General features: G+C 63.8%; 12 protein-coding genes. 4 read left to right on the top strand and 8 right to left on the bottom strand.

From position 1 onward, the window contains the following. Nucleotides 1–68 precede the first annotated feature (68 nt). The 5 genes from nadA to C8C98_RS14770 all read right to left on the bottom strand — a co-directional run bounded on the left by nadA (nt 69) and on the right by C8C98_RS14770 (nt 5914). Nucleotides 69–1199, bottom strand: a complete 1131-nt coding sequence (nadA, locus tag C8C98_RS14790) for a quinolinate synthase NadA (protein WP_121454893.1) — start codon at nt 1197–1199, stop codon at nt 69–71. After that, nucleotides 1196–2074 carry a carboxylating nicotinate-nucleotide diphosphorylase gene (nadC, locus tag C8C98_RS14785; RefSeq protein ID WP_121454892.1) on the bottom strand — a complete coding sequence of 293 codons (879 nt, stop codon included), beginning with the start codon at nt 2072–2074 and terminating at the stop codon, nt 1196–1198. Before nadC ends, nadA begins: the two co-directional genes overlap by 4 nt. A gap of 180 nt (nt 2075–2254) precedes the next feature. Further along, nucleotides 2255–3607, bottom strand: a complete 1353-nt coding sequence (locus C8C98_RS14780) for an ankyrin repeat domain-containing protein (RefSeq protein ID WP_121454891.1) — start codon at nt 3605–3607, stop codon at nt 2255–2257. A 51-nt stretch (nt 3608–3658) separates the two neighbouring features. Continuing rightward, the gene (locus tag C8C98_RS14775) at nt 3659–4798 is read right to left on the bottom strand and encodes a hypothetical protein (RefSeq protein ID WP_233574556.1); all 1140 of its coding nucleotides are present in this window, start codon (nt 4796–4798) and stop codon (nt 3659–3661) included. A 117-nt stretch (nt 4799–4915) separates the two neighbouring features. Then, nucleotides 4916–5914: a diguanylate cyclase domain-containing protein gene (locus C8C98_RS14770; protein WP_121454889.1), complete on the bottom strand. Its 999-nt coding sequence runs from the start codon at nt 5912–5914 to the stop codon at nt 4916–4918. A 237-nt stretch (nt 5915–6151) separates the two neighbouring features. Between C8C98_RS14770 and C8C98_RS14765 the strand changes: the two genes are divergently transcribed. The 4 genes from C8C98_RS14765 to C8C98_RS14750 all read left to right on the top strand — a co-directional run bounded on the left by C8C98_RS14765 (nt 6152) and on the right by C8C98_RS14750 (nt 13611). Further along, nucleotides 6152–10315 carry a PAS domain S-box protein gene (locus C8C98_RS14765; protein ID WP_121454888.1) on the top strand — a complete coding sequence of 1388 codons (4164 nt, stop codon included), beginning with the start codon at nt 6152–6154 and terminating at the stop codon, nt 10313–10315. 150 nt (nt 10316–10465) lie between these two features. Next, nucleotides 10466–11338 carry a 3-methyl-2-oxobutanoate hydroxymethyltransferase gene (gene panB, locus C8C98_RS14760; protein WP_121454887.1) on the top strand — a complete coding sequence of 291 codons (873 nt, stop codon included), beginning with the start codon at nt 10466–10468 and terminating at the stop codon, nt 11336–11338. A 202-nt stretch (nt 11339–11540) separates the two neighbouring features. Next, nucleotides 11541–12401 carry a pantoate--beta-alanine ligase gene (panC, locus tag C8C98_RS14755; RefSeq protein ID WP_121454886.1) on the top strand — a complete coding sequence of 287 codons (861 nt, stop codon included), beginning with the start codon at nt 11541–11543 and terminating at the stop codon, nt 12399–12401. Between the two features lie 247 nt (nt 12402–12648). Continuing rightward, the gene (locus C8C98_RS14750; protein ID WP_121452643.1) at nt 12649–13611 is read left to right on the top strand and encodes an IS1595 family transposase; all 963 of its coding nucleotides are present in this window, start codon (nt 12649–12651) and stop codon (nt 13609–13611) included. Nucleotides 13612–13750: 139 nt separating this feature from the next. Here C8C98_RS14750 and C8C98_RS14745 read toward each other — a convergent pair whose 3' ends face one another. The 3 genes from C8C98_RS14745 to hsdR form a co-directional block, all read right to left on the bottom strand. Continuing rightward, on the bottom strand, nt 13751–16477 hold the full coding sequence (locus C8C98_RS14745; RefSeq protein ID WP_158600173.1) for an IPTL-CTERM sorting domain-containing protein: 2727 nt from the start codon (nt 16475–16477) through the stop codon (nt 13751–13753). Between the two features lie 991 nt (nt 16478–17468). After that, nucleotides 17469–18545: a DUF5655 domain-containing protein gene (locus tag C8C98_RS14740; RefSeq protein ID WP_121454884.1), complete on the bottom strand. Its 1077-nt coding sequence runs from the start codon at nt 18543–18545 to the stop codon at nt 17469–17471. A gap of 46 nt (nt 18546–18591) precedes the next feature. Next, nucleotides 18592–21705: a type I restriction-modification system endonuclease gene (gene hsdR, locus C8C98_RS14735; RefSeq protein ID WP_121454883.1), complete on the bottom strand. Its 3114-nt coding sequence runs from the start codon at nt 21703–21705 to the stop codon at nt 18592–18594. Nucleotides 21706–21856 lie beyond the last annotated feature (151 nt).

Raw genomic sequence — 21856 nt, 5'->3', positions numbered from 1 at the left:
TTTGGATAAAAAGCACTGCCAGAGCTTGATGAACAAGCGCTGGCAGCTACATTTTTAATAGCAAAAAATTAAGCAGCGCCCAAGTGCGGCACCAGGCCCACCGTGGGTTGCCCATTTTTAAGCGCTGCGGTAAAGGCCAGCATACGGTCAATCGGCTGGCGCGCGCGGGGGATGAGCGCGGGCTCTACGTGCACGGCGTTGGCCCCCGTCTCCAGCACGCGGGCCACATCGGCCAGGCCGTTCATCGCCATCCAAGGGCAGTGCGCGCAGCTCTTGCAGGTGGCGCTGTTGCCAGCAGTGGGGGCTTCGTAAAACGTCTTGCCGGGGTTGAGCGTGCGCAGCTTGTGCATCATGCCGTTGTCGGTGGCCACGATGAATTCGGTGGCATCCATCTCGCGTGCGGCCTTGAGGATGGCGCTAGTGGAGCCTACGGCATCGGCCAGTGCCACCACATCGGCAGGGCTTTCGGGGTGCACCAGCACTTTGGCGCGCGGGTGCTCTTTTTTGAGCAGCTCCAGCTCCAGCGCCTTGAACTCGTCGTGCACGATGCAAGCGCCGTTCCAGAACACCATGTCTGCGCCCGTTTCGCGCTGGATGTAGGCGCCCAGGTGGCGGTCGGGCGCCCACAAAATCTTTTGGCCTGCGGCCTTGAGGGCGCTCACGATCTCCAGCGCGCAGCTCGATGTCACGAGCCAGTCGGCCCGCGCCTTCACCGCCGCGCTGGTGTTGGCGTACACCACCACGGTGCGGTCAGGGTGCTGGTCGCAAAACGCATTGAACTCGTCGATGGGGCAACCCAGGTCGAGCGAGCAGGTGGCGTCCAGGTCGGGCATGAGCACGGTCTTTTCCGGGCTCAAAATCTTGGCCGTCTCGCCCATGAAGCGCACACCGCTCACCACCAGGGTCTGTGCGGCGTGGTCGCGGCCAAAGCGGGCCATCTCCAGCGAGTCGCTGACCAAGCCGCCGGTTTCTTCGGCCAAATCTTGCAAGTCCGGGTGCACGTAGTAGTGCGACACCATGACCGCGTTTTTTTCCTTGAGCAGGCGGCGGATCTTGTCCTTGAGCGCGGCACGCTCGGCCTGCGAGGGCTCGGGCGGCACGCGGGCCCAGGCGTGCTTGGTGGAGCAGACAGAACCCGCAGCCGCTTCGTCGGGCTGCTCGTATTCGACGTTAATGCGGTTCAGGGTTGCGTTGCTCATGCCAGCTCCTGTAGGCGCATCGAAAAATCGGTGGCCTTGACATCCTTGGTCAGCGTGCCAATCGAGATGCGGTCCACACCGGTTTCAGCCAGCTCGCGCAGGCCCGCCAGCGTCACGCCGCCTGAGATTTCGAGGATGGCACCACCGCCCGCATGCGCCGCGTTGATCCGTACCGCCTCGCGCAGCATGGGCAGCGGCATGTTGTCCAGCAGCACCATCTTGGCGCCCGCGTCCAGCGCCTCGGCCAGCTGCTCCAGCGTTTCCACCTCAATCTCGATAAAGCGGGCCTGAGCGGCCACCGCCTGCGCCGCTTTCAGCACCGCCGTCACGCCACCCGCTGCGGCAATGTGGTTCTCTTTGATGAGCACCGCATCGTGCAAGCCAATGCGGTGGTTGGTGCCACCGCCCACGCGCACGGCGTACTTTTGCGCCAGGCGCAGACCAGGGAGGGTCTTGCGCGTGTCCACGATATGGGCGCGGGTGCCCGCCACCACGTCCACATAGGTGCGCGTTTTGGTGGCCACAGCCGACAGCAGTTGCAGAAAGTTCAGCGCGGTGCGCTCGGCGCTCAGCAGCGCACGGGCGTTGCCCTCCAGCTCCAGCACGACCTGGTCGGCCGCGCAGCGCTGGCCCTCGACCACATGCCAGGTGATCTGCACCGTGGGGTCCAGCGCGCGCAGGGCGGCTTCAGCCCAGGGGGCACCGCAAATCACGGCGTCTTCGCGCGCCAGGATGCGGGCACGGGCGCGGCGGGCGGGGTCAATCAGGCCGGCGGTGAGGTCGCCAGCGCCTACATCTTCGGCCAGTGCGCGGGCTACGTCTTGCTGTGCCAGTGCGGCCACGGCCGCCGTGGTTTCATCGTCTCGATTTTTCATGGTGGGCAAGCATAGCGGCATCGCGCAGGCTCGCGGTACTTTTTGACGGGTGCCTTGGCGCCTGCTTGCGGTCTCGCAGCGGCGTTGGCAGGACGCGATGCCAAGCGGGGTGCAGCATAGGCCATGGGCAACGGTCCAGTACAGCCAAGGATGCCCGACCGGTGGACGACGGCAAGGCCGTCAGTCCGCCTCGTCCGCCTCGTCCGCTGGGCCGTGCGGGCGGCGGCTGGCGCACAGATCGGCAGGCGCTCTACCGGCCACATTGCGGGCGCCATCGTCCGCACCGTGGCTGCGCAGCAGGTCGATGAGCTTCGGGTTGTCATCCAGCGCGAACCAGAGCGTCCCCCCGCCCGGCTCGTTCACCCACGTCTGGCCGCTGCAGTAATGCAGGGCCGTATTGCCGTACGCGTCTGCCGCATGCAGGTCGGCCCCGGCGGACAGCAGGTACTGGACAAGCGCCAGGTCGTCTGTCAGCGCGGCCGCCATCAAGGCCGTGCCAAGGCGGCCCACCGGCCCCTTGAACGCGCTGGCGACCTTTGTTGCGCGGGCATTCACGTCGCAGCCCAGTTCCTCTACCAGATAACGCACCATCTCCAGCTTGCCGGGCACGATGCTATAGGCAGAGCAAGCGCCAACCAGCAGATCAGGCCCCGCCAGGTGCGCGTGGTGCTGGGCGAGCTTGCGCACCATGTCCAGCGACAGGCTGCGGACTGCGCCCTGCAGCGCGCCCGCGTTGACCGTTGCGCCGTGTGCCATGAGCAGATCAACGAACTCCACGCTGCCAGACTCTGCCGCCAGGCCCAGGGCGTCCAAGCCATCCCTGTTGCGCGCGCCCATGTCCGGACAGCGTTGCAGCACGGTGTGCAGGTTGTGCACATTCCTTTCCCACTCTTGTGCCGCATAGGCTTCTTCTTCCGGGTCGTCGTCGTCGTCGTCGCCGTCGTCGGTGTCGGTGTCGCCGTCCATCTGCGCATCTGCACGCGCCGAAATGGCCCAGCGGTAACTCGTACTCGCCGCGAGCAACGGCGTGTCGCCGTTGTAGTCGCAAAAGTCCACGCTGCCTTCGCTGGCGATCACGGCATCGAGTTCAGCCAAGGTGATCTTGCGATCTCCCATCTCGCTGATGAAGTCATCGGCCGCTTCGCTGGCGTGGTGGCGGGCGTCCTGCTCGTCGTCCACATCCTCACCGGCTTCGATCATCGCCAGCTTGCTCCCCTCGGACAGGGAGCCTGGGTTCTCTTCGTGCGCCAACGTTTCAATGAAGTCCCAGTAGTAGGCCGAGAGGTCCACGCTCTCGCTGCTTGCGAAAGGCACCAGCACCAGATCGCCACCATCCACATCGCATTGCGTGCCCAGCAGCTCAAACGCCCGCGCAAGATAGCGCGTGCTGGCGAACTCTTCGGGGTTCTGCAAGTAGTCCGCGATCACCATGTGCTTGGGGCACCCGCGCTGCAAGCTCGTCAAAGCGGCGGCATGGTCGGCCGCACGGATTCGGAAAGCTCCAGGTTCACTGACAAATGCGCTGGTTTGCATGGGTTCACTCTCTCGTCTTGGGTTGGTTGGGTTTGAAATGGGCACCTGGCCTCAGCCGGTCCAGCGTGTGCTCGTATAGAAGGCCGGTGCCAGAACCTTGGCGTCGTTGTTCCAGGGCTCGCTCACAACGACCTCGCCGTTGCGGGCTGCTGCGATCAGGGCTTGGAATGAAGCGGAAAACTCGCGCTCCGTGAGCAACGCCTGCGCCCGGCGCACAAAACGGCTGCGCGGGCTGTCGAGGGCTTCCTGGTCCACGTCGAAATGAAAGATGCGGTACACCGCCAGCATCACCAGCTCGCGCCACACGGGATCTTCCGGCACATCCTCTTGCGCGCAGTGGTGGTACCAGAGGTCCATCGGCCGCTCGTACTGGAACAGCATGTCGCTGCTGCCCCGGTTCAGGGGGGCAGGCCACACCAGCCACTGGCCCATGGTCCACAGCGTGTCCAGCGTGAAGCGGTGCCGCCTCAACGGGAACTCTTCGTAATCCATGGTGTACCGGGGTGCCCGGTAGCAGTAGGTGTCGCGCGTCACCGGCAGGCGCACGGTTTGCTGTGTGATGTCGGGCCACATCAGATTGAACAGGCGTTCGTTCTGGCCATCGGTATGCACCTCAATGCGTCGGCAGTCCGCAAAGGGCTCGGGCGCAGGCGCCAGGCTGGCGGCCACTTGGGGCAGTTCTTTTTCCAGATCGGCGATGCGAAACATCCGCAGACTGCCCGACGCAGGCTCGGACAGACCGATCTGCCACAACGTGTTGAACCCGATCAACCGGTCGTCCCAACGGGCGTGGGGGTTGTCCATGAACTGGTCGCGCAAAGGGCGCAGCACCGCGTCGTCACGGCTAGGGTGCAGGTACAGAAAGAGCAGCAGGTCCAGATGCCGCGTGGTGGAACCTTGGCTCCAGTCATGGAGCTTCTTCCACTCGGGCAGCTGGCCCTTGAGGAAGTACTGCTTGATGAGGCTGCGGGCTTTCTTGTTCTTGTCCAGCACGTACAGCAGCTTCTCAATCTCCAGCCACTGCTGCTTGCGCTCGGCCATCCAAGCCTTGTCAGTGGTTTTCCAGTGGCTGGTATCGAATCCCTCCCAATACTCCATCGCACCCTCTTGTGTGTCTTGCTTTGTAGGACCCCAGTGCGGCGGCCGATTGCGATGGATGATAGCCAGTGCATTGCGTTGTGCACTGGACAAGTTGTCAGGTGTCGCCGTTCAACGCCCCGCCGCGCGATAGGCAATGGGCTGGGGTGCGCCCGCCCTGCGCATGCCGGTAGCCCGGCAGGTCACCACGCTCCGAGCGTGCGCCAAGAATCAGCGCTGCGCTAGGTGTTCCTTGGCAGTCAGCTGCAACTCGTAGCTGAAAAAATTATTGCGCCCCTGAGCCTTGGCGGCATACAGCGCCTCATCTGCCCGGGTCACCATCCCCAGGTTTGAAGTTTGCTCGTCTGGAACGCAAGTGGTAATCCCACCGGAAACAGTGACCACCCCCGACACTGACGACGCCGGGTGGACGATGCCACGAGACGCCAGCACCTCTGTCAGAGCCCTGGCAAACATCATGGCGCCAGAGCGAGGCGTGTTGGGCAACACCAGCGCGAACTCCTCGCCCCCCACCCGACAGGCGGTGTCCGTCGGACGCTGACACACCGAGCCCAACACTTTGGATACAGTTTGCAGACACAGATCACCCTCAGGGTGCCCCAAAGTGTCGTTGTATTGCTTGAAGAAGTCGATGTCGCAGATCATCAGCGTGAGAGGCAAACGGTGGCGCCGCGCCAGCAATATCTGCTCATGGAGGATTCGATCAAACCCACGTCGGTTGATCAGACCCGTCAATGCATCACGCTCAATCAGCGAATTGAGCCGTTTGTTGGCCTCATACAGTTCCTCCGTCACGGAGACCAATCGGCGCTGCATCGTCAGTAAACGCTGCATGGCGCGCAGTTTTGCGGCCAAAACGGTGCTGCGCACGGGCTTGATGAGGTAGTCGTCGCCCCCCACTCGAATGCCTTCCCACAGGTCTTCGTCACTGTCCAGCCCGGTGAGAAAAATGATCGGCGTCCAGTGCCCACCGTCCATATTTCGGATCTGCTCTGCAATCCAATGCCCGCTATGCCCTGGCATTTGGATGTCCAGCAGCACGATGTCAGGCTTGTGGGCGGCAAACATCTCGATCGCTTCAATGGCCGAGCGCGCCTGCACCACCTCGCGCACCCCCATTTTTATAAGCTGCTCAGCCAACACGAGACGCACCGAATCCTGATCATCGACGATGAGGATACGCAAATCAGTGTTCTGAAGAATCGCCATGTTTGATTGTCTTTCTTGGGACCAAGCACTCCAAGCCTGGGGCTGTCAGCATATGCCATTTCCCTGAGCCACGGCGAAGGCAAGGGTTTAGGCAAAGGCGGTCAGAGCGCCTGCGCCCCCAAAGCCGATTACACAGAGCAGACTAGGGGACATTCCCTTATCAGGCGCGCCGTATTCCCGCCACAATCACCATCGCTTGCTACAGCGCACAACACCGCAATACCCTGAGGACCCTTCGTGCCAGCCGCTTCCGTTCCAGCCCACGAAACCCAAAGACTACAGGCCCTGCACCGACTGGCAGTGCTTGACAGCCCCGCAGACCCTGCCTTCGATGCGCTGGTGCAAGCCGCCGCCACCGTCACTGGCAGCCCCATCTCTTTGATCAGCCTGGTGGACGCACATCGCCAGTGGTTCAAGGCCAACGTGGGCCTGGAGGGCGTACAAGAAACGCCGCGCGAACTCGCCTTTTGCGCACACGCCATATTGGGCTCCGAGGTCTTTGAAGTGAGCGACGCATCTGCCGATGCCCGCTTCGCGGACAACGCGCTGGTCACCGGCAAGCCAGACATCAGGTTTTATGCAGGTGCCCCACTGACGCTTGAAGACGGACAACGCATCGGCACACTGTGCGTGATTGACCGGCAGCCCCGCAAGCTGACAGACACCCAGCGGCATTTGCTAGCGCTGCTGGCCCGCACCGCCGTGCAACTGCTGGAGGGTCGTCTTGCTTTGCAAAGCGAGCGTGCACTGCACGCCAAGGCAGACCAAGCAGGTGCCATGATGAGGGGAAGCTTTGATGCCATCCTTGGCGTTGCCTCCAATGGCGTCATCCACCAGTGGAACGATGCCGCGCTGCGCCTGACGGGCTACAGCGCTGCGGCCATACAGGGGCGCGCACTGCAGAGCCTGCTACCCAGCCTGTGCCTGGCTAGCCACGAAAAAGCTCAGGCCTGCTTGCGCGGGGAACTGGCTGGTGCCATCGTCGACACCCAGCTGTGCACAGCCGATGGCCGCACCCTGGATATCTCGCTGAGCCTGGCGCCGGTGGCTGAGTCACCAATGCATCCAGCAGGGCTGGTCATCGTGCTGCGAGACATGAGCGAACACCGTGCGGCGCTCAAAGCACTGGCAGACAGCGAGGCACGGTTCCGTGCACTCAATGACGCATCGCATCTGGGCATCTTCACCACCGATCTCAACGGAACCTGCAACTACACCAACGAGCGCTGGCAGTCCATTTTTGGTCTGAGTCTGGACCAAAGCCTGGGGACAGGCTGGTCCAGCGCCGTGCACCCCAGCGACAAAGAGGACGTTCAAAGCAAGTGGCAACAGCATGCGCTGGCTGGACTGGAGCTGGATACCGAGTTTCGGGTTCTAAGTGGCGACGGTATGGTCCGCCAAGTCCGCGCGCGCGCACGCCCCACGGCAGCCTTGGGCCCGAGTCTGCCCCCAGGCTATGTAGGCACCGTCGAGGACATTACGCTGCAGCGCCAGACAGAAGCGGCGCTGTCTGCAGAGCGTGACCTGCTGCGTCAGCTCTACAAAATGACACCCGCCATGCTGCATTCCATTGATGCGCGGGGCCAGTTGCTTTCCGTCAGCTCCCTATGGCTAGAGACCCTGGGCTATACAGAAGCGGAGGTGATTGGCCGCCCCATCGGGTCGTTACTGACACCGCAGTCTCGCGACATGTTGCAACTCCTTCTCGATGAGTTTGTCCGCACTGGAACAGCCAAGGACCTGCCCTACCAAATGGTCTGCAAAAGCGGCAAGGTCATCGACGTACTTCTTTCCGCTATTTTGCTGCGCAACCCCGATGGCACGCCCCTGCGAAGCATCAGCGTGGTGCAAGACGTGACGCAGAAACTGCGGTCTGAACGCGCGCTGCGCGACGAGCGTTGGCGCCTTGCATCCATCATTGAGGGCACCGGCACCGGCACCTGGGAGTGGAACTTCCAGACCGATGAGCTTCGCATCAACAGCAATGCAGCGCACATGCTCGGGTACAAACTGGAGGAGCTACAGCCCCTGCGCGGCCAATTTCGCACGCAGATAGCGCACCCTGTGGAGATGGAGCAAGTCAGCGCCCGACTGCGCAATCACCTGCAAGGTCTGACCGAGAGCCACGACGCCGAATTGCGCCTGAAGCACAAAGCCGGGCACTGGATTTGGTTGGAGGAGCGCGGACGGGTCATGACGCGCACAGCGCAGGGCGCGCCAGAGTGGGTCTATGGCGTGCTCGTAGATATCACAGAACGCAAGCTGCAGGAACTGGCGCTGCGCAAAAGCCAAGACCTATTGAATCGCACAGGCGAAGTCGCAGGCGTTGGCGGCTGGGAAGTCGATCTGACCACTGGCGAACTCACATGGTCAGAGCAAACCCGCAAAATCCATGGAGTCCCCGCACATTTCAAACCCCAGCTGGCCACAGCGATCCACTTCTACGCCCCCGAAGGCCGCCCCCACATCGAGAGCGCGGTATCGCACGCCATTCAAACAGGTGAGGGCTGGGACTTAGAGCTGCCGTTAATTCGACAAGACGGACAACGCATTTGGGTGCGGGCAGTGGGGCATGCAGAGTTCGAGAATGGGCAAGCCGTTCGGCTGGTCGGAGCGTTTCAAGACATCACGCACCTGCACCAGCTAACCACCCAGCTCACTGAGCAACACGAACTCATGCGCGTGACGCTGCAATCCATCGGCGACGCGGTGATCACCACCGATGCGCACGGCAGCGTCACTTGGCTCAACCCGGTGGCAGAACGAATGACGGGCTGGAACAACACCGCAGCGCGTGGACTCCCGGTGGCACAAGTTTTCCAGATCATCAACGAAGACACACGGGCACCGGCCGAAAACCCTGTTCAACTGTGCCTGCAGCAACAACGGGTATGCGGCTTGGCCGCAGGCACCGTCTTGATCTCTCACAACGGAACGGAGTTAGCGATCGAAGACTCTGCCGCCCCCATACGCAACGAACAAGGGCAGGTGCTGGGTGCCGTGCTGGTGTTCCATGACGTCACTGAGCAACGGCGCCTGAGCGGAGAGATGACCTACCGGGCGACGCATGATGCGCTGACCGGCCTGTGCAACCGCGCAGAGTTCGAAACACGACTCACCACGCTGATGGGGCAACGCCAATCGCAGGAAGTGCCGCACGCGCTGATGTTTCTGGACTTGGATCAGTTCAAAATTGTCAATGACACCTGCGGCCATGCTGCGGGCGATATGCTGCTTCAGCAAGTTAGCCGCTTGCTGTCAGACAGCGTACGCGCACGGGATACGGTGGCGCGCTTAGGGGGGGACGAATTTGCGATTCTGCTGGAACGCTGCCCCGCAGAGCATGCTGCACGCCTGGCCCAAAAAATTTGCGACCGCATGGAGGACTACCGCTTCCTGCATGATGAGCGCCGTTTTCGGGTGGGGGCCAGTATCGGCTTGGTGCCGCTGGTCGGACAATGGGCCACTCCCACTGCGGCGCTCCAAGCGGCAGATGCAGCTTGCTACGCAGCCAAAGAAGGGGGGCGCAACCGAGTCCACCAGTGGGTGGACAACGACCAGGGCTCGCAGGCACGCCAAGGCAACGCGCAATGGGCCAACCGCCTCGCACAGGCGATGGACGACAACGAGTTCGTTCTGTACGCACAGTGCATCACGCCCATCAATACCCAAGGCAAGGCCCGCATCACCGCCGCCAGTGGCCACGGGGAAACCCTGCACGCAGAAATTCTGCTTCGGCTGGTTGACACCGACGGCACGCTGGTCTCCCCAGCCTTGTTCATACCCGCTGCAGAGCGATTTCACCTCGCCTCGCGCCTGGACCGCTGGGTGCTTGACCAAACCATCCAAGCGCTTGGCGCCCTGCCCAGCCTGGAGCACATCGGCACTATCAGCGTGAACCTCTCGGGGCAATCCATTGGCGACCGGGCCTTCCACAGGCAAGCCGTCGAAAAGCTGACGATCGCAGGGGCTGACATCTGCCAGCGACTGTGCCTAGAAATCACCGAAACCGCCGCCATCACCAAACTCGCCGACGCCTGCGCATTCATCGACCAAGTGCGTGCGTTGGGCGTGCGCATCGCGCTAGACGACTTCGGTGCAGGGGCGTCGTCCTTCAGCTACCTCAAGAGCCTCAGAGTTGACTTGCTCAAAATTGACGGCCACTTCATCCGAGGCCTATTGGATGACCCCCTCAGCGATGTAGCCGTGCGCTGCTTCGTTGACCTGGCGGGCGTGCTGCAGCTAGAGACTGTGGCCGAATACGTGCACAGCGGCTCCGTATTAGAGCGCGTGACAGACATCGGCATCCACTACGCACAGGGCTTTCACCTGCACAGGCCCGAGCCCCTGCATCAGCTGCTACACAGCCAGCTACAGCAGGCCCTACTGCTCGCCAAATAAAACGGCCGACGGATCAGGACGCGATGGATCGCGGGCCACGGCACGGGTGCTCATCACGCCCCCAGAGGTAGGTGTATCCACATGGGCTGCAGGTGGCATAGACTCGCGGCAATTTTTTTGGAGACGACGCCCCCACGAGGGCGAGCTTGTATGAGCCAACCCAGCACCACCCCTTACGGCACCCTGCCCCCTGCATCACCCCTGCCCCAGCGCCGCCCCGTGAGCCTGCCGCGCCTGGCCCAAATGCGCGAGGCCGGAGAAAAAATCACCATGCTCACCGCCTACGACGCCACCTTTGCCGCCGTGGCCGATGCGGCGGGCGTGGACTGCATCCTGGTGGGCGACTCGCTGGGCATGGTGTGCCAGGGCCTGCCCAGCACCGTGGGCGTGCTGCTGGACACCATGGCCTACCACACCGCCAGCGTGGCGCGCGGCCTGCAGCGCGTGCAGGGCACGGCCTGGTTGGTGGCCGACCTGCCCTACGGCACCTATGCCGAAAGCCGCGAACAAGCACTGCGCAGCGCCTGCACGCTGATGCAGGCGGGCGCGCACATGGTCAAGCTCGAAGGCGGCGGCTGGACAGCACCGACGGTCGAATTTCTGGTGCAGCGCGGCGTGCCCGTGTGCGCCCACCTGGGCCTGACGCCGCAAACCGTACACGCCCTGGGCGGCTACCGCGTGCAGGGCAAAACCGACGAGGCCGCCCGCACCCTGCGCCAAGACGCCCACGACCTGCAAAACGCCGGTGCCACCATGCTGGTGCTGGAGATGGTGCCCACCACCCTGGCCGCCGAGCTGACGGCCGAGCTGCCCCACTGCCACACCATCGGCATTGGCGCGGGTAACGGCACCGCAGGCCAGGTGCTGGTGTTGCACGACATGCTGGGCATGAACCTGGGCAAGATGCCCAAGTTCGTCCACAACTTCATGCAGGACGCGGGCAGCGTGCGCGGGGCCATGGAGGCTTATGTGCAAGCCGTCAAGCAAGGCCGCTTCCCCGACAACGCACTGCACGCCTGGTAAGCCCTGAACCCATGCTCCACTCCCGCACGTTCAGGCTGAGCCCGTCAAAGCCGGGGCACACCTCCAACCGTTCGGGCTGAGCCTGTCGAAGCCAAGGCGCACTCTGGTAAAAGCCCTTCGACAAGCTCAGGGCGAACGGAGGTGGATCGACGCACCGGCCCACTACACACCCCTAGCAACCCATTGCACCTGACCCCACCCCATGCTCATCACCCACACCATCGACGAACTGCGCCAGGCCCTGGCCCCCTACCGCCGCCCCGCATTTGTGCCCACCATGGGCAACCTGCACGAAGGCCACATCAGCCTGGTGCGCCAGGCCAAGCCCCTGGGCGACGTGACGGTGGCCAGCATCTTTGTCAACCGCCTGCAGTTTTTGCCGCACGAAGACTTTGACAGCTACCCCCGCACCTGGGAGGCCGACTGCGCCGCCCTGCAAGGCGCGGGCTGCGATGTGCTGTTTGCCCCGCGCGAAACCGACCTGTACCCCCAGCCGCAAACCTTCAAGGTGCACCCCGACGCCGCCCTGGCCGACTTGCTCGAAGGCCACTTTCGCCCCGGCTTTTTCACGGGCGTGGCCACTGTGGTGATGAAGCTGTTTGCCTGCGTGCTGGGCCAGACGGGCGGCGTGGCCGTGTTTGGCAAGAAGGACTACCAGCAGCTCATGGTCATCCGCCAGATGGTGCAGCAGTTTGCGCTGCCCATCGCCATCGTGGCGGGCGACACCGCCCGCGCACCGGATGGCCTGGCCCTGAGCTCGCGCAACGGCTACCTGAGCCTGCAAGAGCGCCAAGAAGCCGTGGCCCTGTCGCAAGCACTGCAGCAACTGAGCGAGCGCTGGCTGGCCGCACTGCAGCACAACGACATCACCGCCCCGCGCCACGCGCTAGAGCAACAAGCCATGGACGTGCTGCGCGCCCGAGGCTGGCAGCCCGACTACCTCACGGTGCGCCGCCGCACCGACCTGCAACCCGCCACCGCCCACGACGGCGCAGGCACCCTCGTGACCCTGGGCGCCGCACGGCTGGGCAGCACGCGGCTGATTGACAACCTGGAGTTTTGACGACTGCGGCACCACCACCCTCGCCCACTCGGGCTGGACATCCTGCGCACTCCCACCGTTCGGGCTGAACCTGTCGAAGCTGCAGCGAGCCACCCCAGAACTCCTAAAAAGATAGCTGCCAGCGCCTTATCTACAAGCGCTAGCGGCCACTTTTCCTGATTAGCGACATATCTCAGAGTGAGCAGAACAAAGCCTAGGCGCAGGACTCCAACGGACATGCCGAGTTCTCGGCGCCAAGGAGCAAGCGATGTCCATCAACGCGATCCAGTTCCAACGGGGCCTGTCACTGCCTCAGTTTCAGAGCCTTTACTGCAGCGAGCAGCAGTGCGAGCAGGCCCTGGTGGGCGCACGATGGCCCTTGGGCTGGCGGTGCGCGCACTGCGGCTGCAAGCGCTTTTTTCACACCCGCAATGGCACGGGTCGACTGCTGTGGGAGTGCTTCCTTTGTGGCTACCAAAGCTCCTCCATCGTGGGCACTGTAATGGAACACTCCCATGTGCCCCTGAGGCTGTGGTTCCTGGCCATGTACCTGCTGACGCAGAACAAGAATGCCATCAGCGCCCTGGCGCTCAAGCGCCAGTTGGGCGTGTCCTACAAAACGGCATGGCTGATGAAGCACAAACTGATGCAGGCCATGGCCCAGCGCGATGCGCGCTACCTGCTGCAAGGGCGGGTGGAGATTGACGATGCCTACCTTGGGGGCGAGCGGGCAGGACACATCAACGGCGGGCGCCGCGCAGCCAACAAGACGGCCTTCGTCGCTGCGGTGCAGACCAGCACCGATGGCCGGCCCCTGTACATGTGCCTGACACCTGTGGCGGACTTCACCAACGAGCACATGCGGCAATGGGCACAGGCTCACCTAGCGGCGCGCTGCCACGTGGTCAGCGACGGCACTCGGGCCTTTGCGCAAGTGCAGCAGGCGCAGGCTACGCATGAGCGCTACGTGACTGGCGGTGGGCGCAAGGGGGCACAGACACCTCAGCTGCGTTGGGTGAACACCTTGCTGGGCAACCTCAAGACCAGCATGGCGGGCACCTATCACTCGTTTGACCATACCAGGTATGCACAGCGCTACTTGGCCGAGTTCTGCTGGCGATTCAACCGCCGCTTTGATCTGCCTGCCATGCTGCCCAGGCTGTTGAAAGCCTTGGTGACTGCTGGGCCACTGCCTTTGAAAGTGCTGCGGGTATCTGAGGTAAGTAGCTAATCAGGCCACTTTTTCCATAAAAAATCGACGCCAATGACCTAAAAAGCCCTGGGCGTACACCAAGCCACGGCAAGCATGAGCGGTGCAACAAACCTGTGCAAAACGCCCCAGGGTGCGATGCGAGCCGCTCTCAGCATCCTCACACTGAGCGTCGGCGCACAGTCCACATCCCCATGGCTGCGGCCAACAAAGACATCCATAACAGGCCCCATTCGCTCAGTGTAGGAATCGATGTCGCGCCTACGGGGGGAGCAGGCAACAACACGGGCGCAAACGGGTCGCGAATCGTGCCCACCGTGGTGTCGCTATCACCCTCGCCGTTGTCCGTCACCGTGTAGTTCACGGTCTTCCGGTCTGCGCTGATAGACACCGTGGTCGGCGTGAACCATTCCGATGCACCACCCGCCGTCTTGGGCCCGTGCTTGAGCAACTGCACGCCCGTCGCCAACGCTGTGGGGTAGGTGATGGACACCGCCAGCGTCGCGCCTGCGCAGCCTGTGGCCTCAAAGCGGAACACGCCATGCGGGAACGTGGCACGCGCTGGCGCGCCTGCGGGCACATTGTTGTCAAACTGCGCAGAGGCGATCGTGCAGCCTGGCGTGCCGCCGCCAATGGTCACCGAGGCGTTGCCGCCACTGGGCAGTGGCAGGGATGGGCGCGTCATTACCTGCGGCGTGGCTGTGACGCCTGCAGAGCTGTCGCTTTCGCCCACGCCGTTGAGGGCCTTGACGGTGAAGGTGTAGGTGGTGCCGTTGCTCAGACCATCGACCTTGCAGGTGGTGGCCGGGGCAGCGATGGTGCAGGTGCGCGCTGGCGAGCCAGGGCTGGCCGTGACGGTGTAGCTTTGGATGGCGCTGTCGTTGTCGGAGGCAGGAGCCGTCCAGCTCACGGCCACCGCCCCATCACCTGCCACAGCCTGCACGTTGCGGGGCACCGTGGGTGCGCCGGGCACCACCAGCATGGGCGCAAACGGGTCGCGAATCGTGCCCACCGTGGTGTCGCTATCACCCTCGCCGTTGTCCGTCACCGTGTAGTTCACGGTCTTCCGGTCTGCGCTGATAGACACCGTGGTCGGCGTGAACCATTCCGATGCACCACCCGCCGTCTTGGGCCCGTGCTTGAGCAACTGCACGCCCGTCGCCAACGCTGTGGGGTAGGTGATGGACACCGCCAGCGTCGCGCCTGCGCAGCCTGTGGCCTCAAAGCGGAACACGCCATGCGGGAACGTGGCACGCGCTGGCGCGCCTGCGGGCACATTGTTGTCAAACTGCGCAGAGGCGATCGTGCAGCCTGGCGTGCCGCCGCCAATGGTCACCGAGGCGTTGCCGCCTCCGGGCAGCGGCAGTGCGGGTTGCGTGATCACCTGCGGGGTGGCTGTGACGCCTGACGATTCGTCGCTGCTACCCAAGTCATTGGTAGCCTTGACGGTGAAGGTGTGGGCTGTGCCGTTGGTCAGGCCATTGATCGTGCAGGCGGTGGTCGGGGCGGTGATGGTGCACGAGCCTACCGCCGGGCCTGCTCTGGCCGTAACGGTGTAACTGCTGATGGTGCCGTGGTTTGATGGGGGTGGCGCCCAGCTGACGGTTACCGCGCTGTCTCCTGCCACGGCTTGCACGCCTGTGGGCGCCATGGCGGCGATGACCGATACGGGCGACAGGCTTGTCGTGGTGGTGCCATCTCCCAGCTGCCCACTGCCGTTGCTGCCCCAACAGTACCCCCCGCCTAAAGCCGTAACCGCGCAGGTTCCAAAGCCGCCTGCGTCCAGGCTCTGCACATCACTCAGGTCTGGCACGGCCACAAGCGCAGAGCGATCTACGCCGCTGCCATCACCCAACTGGCCGGCATTGTTTCGGCCTGTGCAAAACACAGCCCCAGCGCTGGTCAACGCGCAGGTGTGACCGAGGCCCACAGCAGCAGCTTTCATTCCGCTGGCTACCACGGTTGGCGTGTTGCGCTGGGTGGTTGTTCCGTCGCCAAGCTGGCCGTCACTGTTGTAACCCCAGCAAGACATGGTACCGGCGCCATTCACTACACAAGTGTGCAAGTCCCCCGCTGCCAGGGACCGCGCTGCACCCGTCTGTGTGGACACCTGCACGAACTCCAGGCGCTGGGTGGTTGTTCCGTCGCCCAGCTGTCCTCGGTCGTTTTTTCCCCAGCAATAAATTTGCGTGTTGCTGGAGGGGGTGATCGCCGCGCAACTGTGGCCCCATCCTGCTGCCAGGTTGAGCGCGCCAAACGGCAGTCGATACACCGCCCGTGGCGTGTCTTGGTCGTCCGTAAAGCGATCCCCCAGTTGACCGTCGCCATTGCGACCCCAGCAAAACGTTTCCCCGTTGGCCATTGCGCAGGTGTGTTGAATGCCCGCTGCCAGGGCATACACAGGTTCATTCAGCCCAGGAACAGCCACTGGCGTATTGCGCTGGATATTCGAGTCGTCGCCCAGTTGGCCATAGGTGTTTTCGCCCCAACAGTACACACTATTATTGGTTCTGGCACAGGTGTGATAAGCACCTGCAGCCACCTCAATCACACCGCCGGGCAAGCCTGATACAGCCACTGGCGTGGTGCGCTGGGTGGTCGTGCCATCGCCCAATTGCCCGCTGCTGTTACTGCCCCAGCAGTACACAGCCCCGCCATTGGTCAGCGCACAAGCATGCCCTAACCCCACGGTCACTGACTTCAAACCGCTGGCCAGGCCAGCAGGGCCTTGTTGCACCTGGGCATGGGCGCTACCCGACCACGCCAATGCAAGGCACAGCAGTAAAACCAGCGCCAGCAGGTGGCGCAAAGGGCGGTGAGAGCCGCCCAAATACCGGGCAAAAACGAGGATGGGCCGAGCATGGGGCGACCAGGTCCAGGCAAACATGAAAATCCTTATAAATACGCACTGTGAATGCAACTGACCACAGGGATGTGTGGCCATGGGGTGGGCCACAGCGTTTCGGGTAACCAGCCTTGTGGAAAAAACCGCCGCAATGTAGCCAGAGAAATCCAAGATGTAAACAAAAATAGTTCACACCCAGGGGGCCCTCTGCGCTCCATTGCGCGCCGTGAGCGTTGGCGGATTCAGATGGTCTGCAGCGCGGCACATTCACGACACCGCTGGCGCGATTGCCAAGGCTCGCGATGGGCCTGTGGCTGTGCTTTGCGCCTGGGGGCCCCCGCAGGACGGCGCACTCGTCCGCTGGGATAAAGAACGGCGAAGCAGACCCATCCTGCGCCACCCCGATCGGGCAGGCCCTGCCAACGCAGAGGCAGCCGCCCCGCACGCCCCCACCCGCTCGGGCAGCGCCACCCGAAGCCGGAGCTGCGGCCGATTACTATCAATATCATAGCTACCAGCGCTTGATACATAAGCGCTCAAGGCCATTTTTACTTGAATAGTTACCTGCCTCAGACACACCGCGCGCACTGAGCCCGTCGAAGGGATGTGTGCAAATAGCGCCCTGGCTTCGACAAGCTCAGCCTGAACGGCCAGCGGATGGGCAGTCTGAGGCCAGTCGCCCATCAGGCGCTTTCACGGCACAACCACCGCACTGCAACGGCCAGGCGCGTTACGCCCCCGCCCCTTGCTGGAGAGGGCCGGAGAGGACTGGAGAGAGTTGGAGAGAGCTGGAGAGAAGGGGTGAAGCCTGCGCAGCGCTGCGACCAGCTCAGCGTGAACGGCCGTGAACGCACCCGCGCGGCAGAGACCGGCAGAGCGCTTGCCTGGACGAGCACTGGCCCACACCGCGTGGCGCAGCGCACCCGCACCACACACCTACACCACGCACACCGCCCCCTCACACCAAGCCATCAACGACCGTCGATAGCCATCGACAGCCGGTCCACAGCCACCCACGCCCAGATCCCCCGGCCTACGCCGCAGCCGCTCCCCGCCCCTGGTACGCCTGCGCGATGAAGGGCTTGGCCGCATCCAGGTCGGCCATGGTGGCCAGCGCCAACTCCACATCGCCCGTGCCCCAGTGGCCCAGCTGCGACACATCGCGCGCGCCCGGCAGCACGGCCTGGATGGCGGGCAGGCTGTGCGCGGGCTCCAGCCGCAGGTACAGCAGCACGCGCGTGCGCTGCAGCACCACGCTGGCAAAGTTCTTGATGCGCTTGAACGCCAGGTACAGCCGCAGCTCTTTGCGCTGCACATCGTCGCCCAGCGACAAGGTGTAGTCCTCCAGCGAGGCCAGCACATCCAGCAACGGCTCGGGCAACGTAGCCAGGATGTCTGCGTAAGCTTTGTCTGGCCCCACGGGCTTGGCGCCCAGCGCTGTAGGCAGCCCAGTTGGCAGCCCTGTTAGCAGCGCTGTAGGCAACGCGGTAGGCTGCACTGCGGCGGGGGTTGACGTGGGCGGCAGGCCAGAGCGGGTGGCAGGCGGCTGTGCCTGCTGCACCGCCACCGCCGGGCTGCTGCCCACCCGGCGCGGCGCCTGCGGGGGCGAGTACGCATGGGCCAGCTCCAGCAACAGCAACTCGCGGCCAAAGCGGCGGTAGCGCATGAGCTCAATGCTGCGCTGGATCTGCTGCACCGCATGCCCGTCGTATTTGGTGAAATCTGCCGCAATGCACACCAGGCGCGGCGCGCTCCAGTCAATCGCGTCGGCCGCCGCACGGCCCAGTTGCTCCAGCACCAGCAGCTTGAACTCGGCCCGGTGGTCCATCAACCAGTCCAGGTAAAACAGGCCCTGGTTGATCACGTTCTCGCCCACCGAGCGCTTGTATTCAATGATCACCGGGCAGTGGTTCTCGTCCATGCCCAGCGTGTCAATGCGCCCGCCATGCGTCTTGCCCGTGGAGTATTCGGTGGCCAGAAAGCGGATGCCCAGCAGCACCTCCAGGTTGGCCTCGATCAGCGTCTGCAGCGGCTTCTCCAGGTCAGACGCCTCGCCCTGCAGCGCCGTGGCCTGCCCGGCCTGGATGCGGAATAGCTGGATATCGCTCATGCCACGCGGTTCCCGTTCTGGTGGTAATGCATCATTCACTATCAAATCAGTAGCTACCAGCGCTTGTTTTATAAGTGCTGGCGGCCATTTTCACTACATATCGGCCACAGCCGCCGCCTTGCGGCCCCGCCCCCTGCCCGCACCGGCTTTGGACGCGGGCGCCGCCGTGGCGCGCTGGGCCTGCAGGCGGCGCAGCAGCTCGGCGGCGGGCTCGTCGTTCGGGTCTTGCGGCACCAGCTCGCCGCGAAAGGCCTTGGCCAACAGCGCGGGGGTGAGGCGGGTGGCGGTGCAGCTCTACAGGCGGCACGCCCCATTGCTGCTCTAGCGCGTCCAGCCGCTCTTTCAGCGCAGGGTGTTTGTCGGCCTTGTGCTGGGCGCTGCGCAGCACGCGCATGAGCTTTTGGTTCAGCTCGTCGAGCACGTCGTGCGCGTGGCTGCGGCCAGGTGCGCTGCCGGGGGCGGTGTAGGCGGTGGGGTGGTTCAGTTCGTCGAGCAGTTGCTCCATGTCGACCTGCGGGTTTTTGACCAGCGGCTTCATGGTGTTGACGCTTTGCAGGGTGGCGTACAGGTCCACCGGGTCGTAAATCTTGAAGACGGTTTTGCCAATGTCGTCGCAGCGGCGGGTGGCGCGGCCAATCATCTGCTCGTACAAGATGCGCGACTTCACCCGGCGCATGAACACCAAGTGGCAGATGGCGGGCACGTCGATGCCGGTGGTGAGCAGGTCTACGGTGACGGCGATGCTGGGAAAGCGTTCGTTTTTGTAGCGGCGAATCAGCTGGTCTACCTTGTCACACGCGCCGGTGATTTTTTGCACGGCGGCCTGGTTGTATTGCTCGCCGTAGATGCCCTCAAACGCCTGGCCCAGCAGGCGCACCACCATGTCGGCGTGCGCATCGGTGGCGCAAAAAACCATGGTTTTTTCTTCGCCCAGCGGGTCCAGCTCCTGGGCCAGTTGCTCGCAGATGATGCGGTTGAAGTCTTCGTTGATGACGCGGCGGTTGAAGCTCTCCACCTCAAAGTGCAGCTCGTCGTCGAGCTCGGCGGCTTCGATCTCGCCGGTGCTGAGGTTCAGGCTCTCTACCGTGTCGCCCTTGGCGAAGTGGATGCCGTGCTTGCTGAGCAGGGTTTCGTAGCGGATGGGCGGCTCGTAGTCGATGAGCCAGTCGTCGGCCACGGCTTCGCGGTAGGAGTAGGTGTAGACCGGTTTGCCAAAAATCTCGCTGGTGTGCTGGGCGGGGGTGGCAGTCAGGCCGATTTTGGCGGCGTCAAAGTAGTCGAGCACGCGGCGGTAGCTGCTGAGGTACTGGGCCGGGTCGCGCAGGGCGAGTTCGCCCTCGGTCATGTCTTGGTCGAGCGTGTAGCCACGGTGGGCTTCGTCCACGATGATGCAGTCGTAGGCATCGAGCGGGGGCGGGTTGTCGCTGCCCAAAATGCGGCGCGCCATGGCCTGCACGGTGGCCACTTGCACGCGGGTTTCGGCCTGGGCGGCCATGTCGCCCAGGTCGGCAATGTTGTAGATCTTGGACAGGGGCTGGTCTTGCTCCAGCGGGGCTTCATTGAAGTTGTCCATGGCCTGGGTGCCCAGGGCGGTGCGGTCCACCAAAAACAAGATGCGGCGAAAGCGCTCGGCCTTCAAGAACCGGTACATCAGGCCAATGATGGTGCGGGTTTTGCCGGTGCCGGTGGCCATGGCGAGCAGGCAGTTGCTTTGGCCCTGGGCCAAGGCCGCTTCGACGGCCGCAATGGCTTTGACCTGGTAGTCGCGCAGGCGCAGGTAGGCAAAGCTCTCTTGCGCCAAGCGGGCCTGGGCGTCGGCTTTGGAGCGGGTGAGTTGGTCGAGCAGGCCCTGGGGCGAGTGAAAGCCGGGCAGCACCTTGCGCAGGTTGGCGGTTTGGCGCACGTCGCGGTGCCAGGTGCCGCTGGCCTCGGGGCTTTGCTTGATGAGCGGGCGGCCATTGCACGAGTACACAAACGGCAACTGAAAGCTGCCGCCTTCGCCATCGGGCCAGGGGGCGGCGCGGCCCTCCACCGCCCAGGCGGGCTGGTGCTCAGGGGCCAATGGCAGGCCCCGGGCGTAGCGCTCGGCCTGCGGAATTTTGCCCGCCACGTTGGTGTTCAGGCGCTTGGCCTCGACCGCTGCAATGGGGGTGAGCCCGGCAAACAGGATGTAGTCGGCGCTTTGCTTGCCCTGGGTGGGCCACTCGGCAATGGCTTTGTTTTTGCCTTTTTCGGGGCGGGCGCCTCGGGCGTGGGTGCTGTGGACGGTGTCGGCCTCCCAGCCAGCGTCGATGAGCTGTTGGTCGATCAGCAGCCGGGTGGCGGCCTCGTCCATCTGCACTTGCTGGGCGGCCTGGGCTGAGCGCTCGGCCCACAGGCGCAGGGCAGCGGCGTCGCCCTGCGCTGTGGTGGCTGTGGTGGCTGTGGTGGCTGTGGTGGCTATGGTGGCTATGGTGGCTATGGTGGCTGCGGGGGCTGCGGCCTTGGCTGCGGCGTCGGCGCGCTGGCGTTCTTGCAGGGCTGTTTGCAGGTCGGCCAGGCGCTGGCTGGCGTCTTCGGCCAGTTGTTCGTAAATGGCGCGCTCTTCTTGCGCGCGCTGGGCCATGTCGCGCTCTTGCGCGGCCTGGGCTTCGAGCAGTTGGGCCAGTTCTGCCTGGGCCGCTTGGGCGGTCTGGGTTTGCTGCAGTTGGCCTTGCAGCGCGGTGATTTGCCGCTGCAGGGTGACGAGCTTTTGGCTGGGGTCGTCGGGCAGGACAAACGGGCCGGGCTTGAACTGCGGCGCGTTGCCAAAGGTGCGGTGGAACCACAGGGCCAGCTCGCGGGCGAGCTTGAGGGATTCGAGCCCCTCGCGGTAGCCAATGCGGTGGTTGACCTGGTGCGCGGCCTCGTTGCCGCGCTGGCGCAGCACATGCAACATCTGGCGCACCTGCGCGTCCAGCCCCAGGCGCTGGTCCACGGCGCGCAGCAGCTCGGCCTGGGTGCTTTGGCCCACCGTGAGGCCAATGCGGTCAGCCACCTCTTGCGTGAGGCTTTCGGCCAGCAGGCGCAGCTTGAGGACGCAACTGGCGGGGTCGTAGGGGTAGAGGCGTTCGGCGGTGGCGCCCAGCTCGGCCAGCAAGGGGGAGTGGGAGGTCAGAAAACTGAAGTTGCTCGTACTCATCGGGCCCGTTGGTGTCCAAATGTTAACTGGGGCCACAGCATAACCCGCCCTGCCCGACCCATCGCCGTGCCAGGGCCCAGCTTTCGCGCTCCATCCAACACAGTCAGTTTGGCCAAGATCAACGCCAACAACCCGGTGCCGTGGAGCAGGA

Origin of the sequence: Acidovorax sp. 106, from assembly GCF_003663825.1 — a bacterium.
In the GTDB taxonomy this organism is placed as follows: domain Bacteria; phylum Pseudomonadota; class Gammaproteobacteria; order Burkholderiales; family Burkholderiaceae_C; genus Acidovorax.
The sequence above is the reverse complement of the archived record's forward strand: the minus strand, read 5'-3'. Positions and strand labels throughout refer to the sequence as shown.

Coding starts and splice junctions, on each gene's coding strand:
- nadA (WP_121454893.1), bottom strand. CDS start 1,199: ATGAGCAACGCAACCCTGAACCGCATTAACGTCGAATACGAGCAGCCC.
- nadC (WP_121454892.1), bottom strand. CDS start 2,074: ATGAAAAATCGAGACGATGAAACCACGGCGGCCGTGGCCGCACTGGCA.
- C8C98_RS14780 (WP_121454891.1), bottom strand. CDS start 3,607: ATGCAAACCAGCGCATTTGTCAGTGAACCTGGAGCTTTCCGAATCCGT.
- C8C98_RS14770 (WP_121454889.1), bottom strand. CDS start 5,914: ATGGCGATTCTTCAGAACACTGATTTGCGTATCCTCATCGTCGATGAT.
- panB (WP_121454887.1), top strand. CDS start 10,466: ATGAGCCAACCCAGCACCACCCCTTACGGCACCCTGCCCCCTGCATCA.
- panC (WP_121454886.1), top strand. CDS start 11,541: ATGCTCATCACCCACACCATCGACGAACTGCGCCAGGCCCTGGCCCCC.
- C8C98_RS14750 (WP_121452643.1), top strand. CDS start 12,649: ATGTCCATCAACGCGATCCAGTTCCAACGGGGCCTGTCACTGCCTCAG.
- C8C98_RS14745 (WP_158600173.1), bottom strand. CDS start 16,477: ATGTTTGCCTGGACCTGGTCGCCCCATGCTCGGCCCATCCTCGTTTTT.
- C8C98_RS14740 (WP_121454884.1), bottom strand. CDS start 18,545: ATGAGCGATATCCAGCTATTCCGCATCCAGGCCGGGCAGGCCACGGCG.
- hsdR (WP_121454883.1), bottom strand. CDS start 21,705: ATGAGTACGAGCAACTTCAGTTTTCTGACCTCCCACTCCCCCTTGCTG.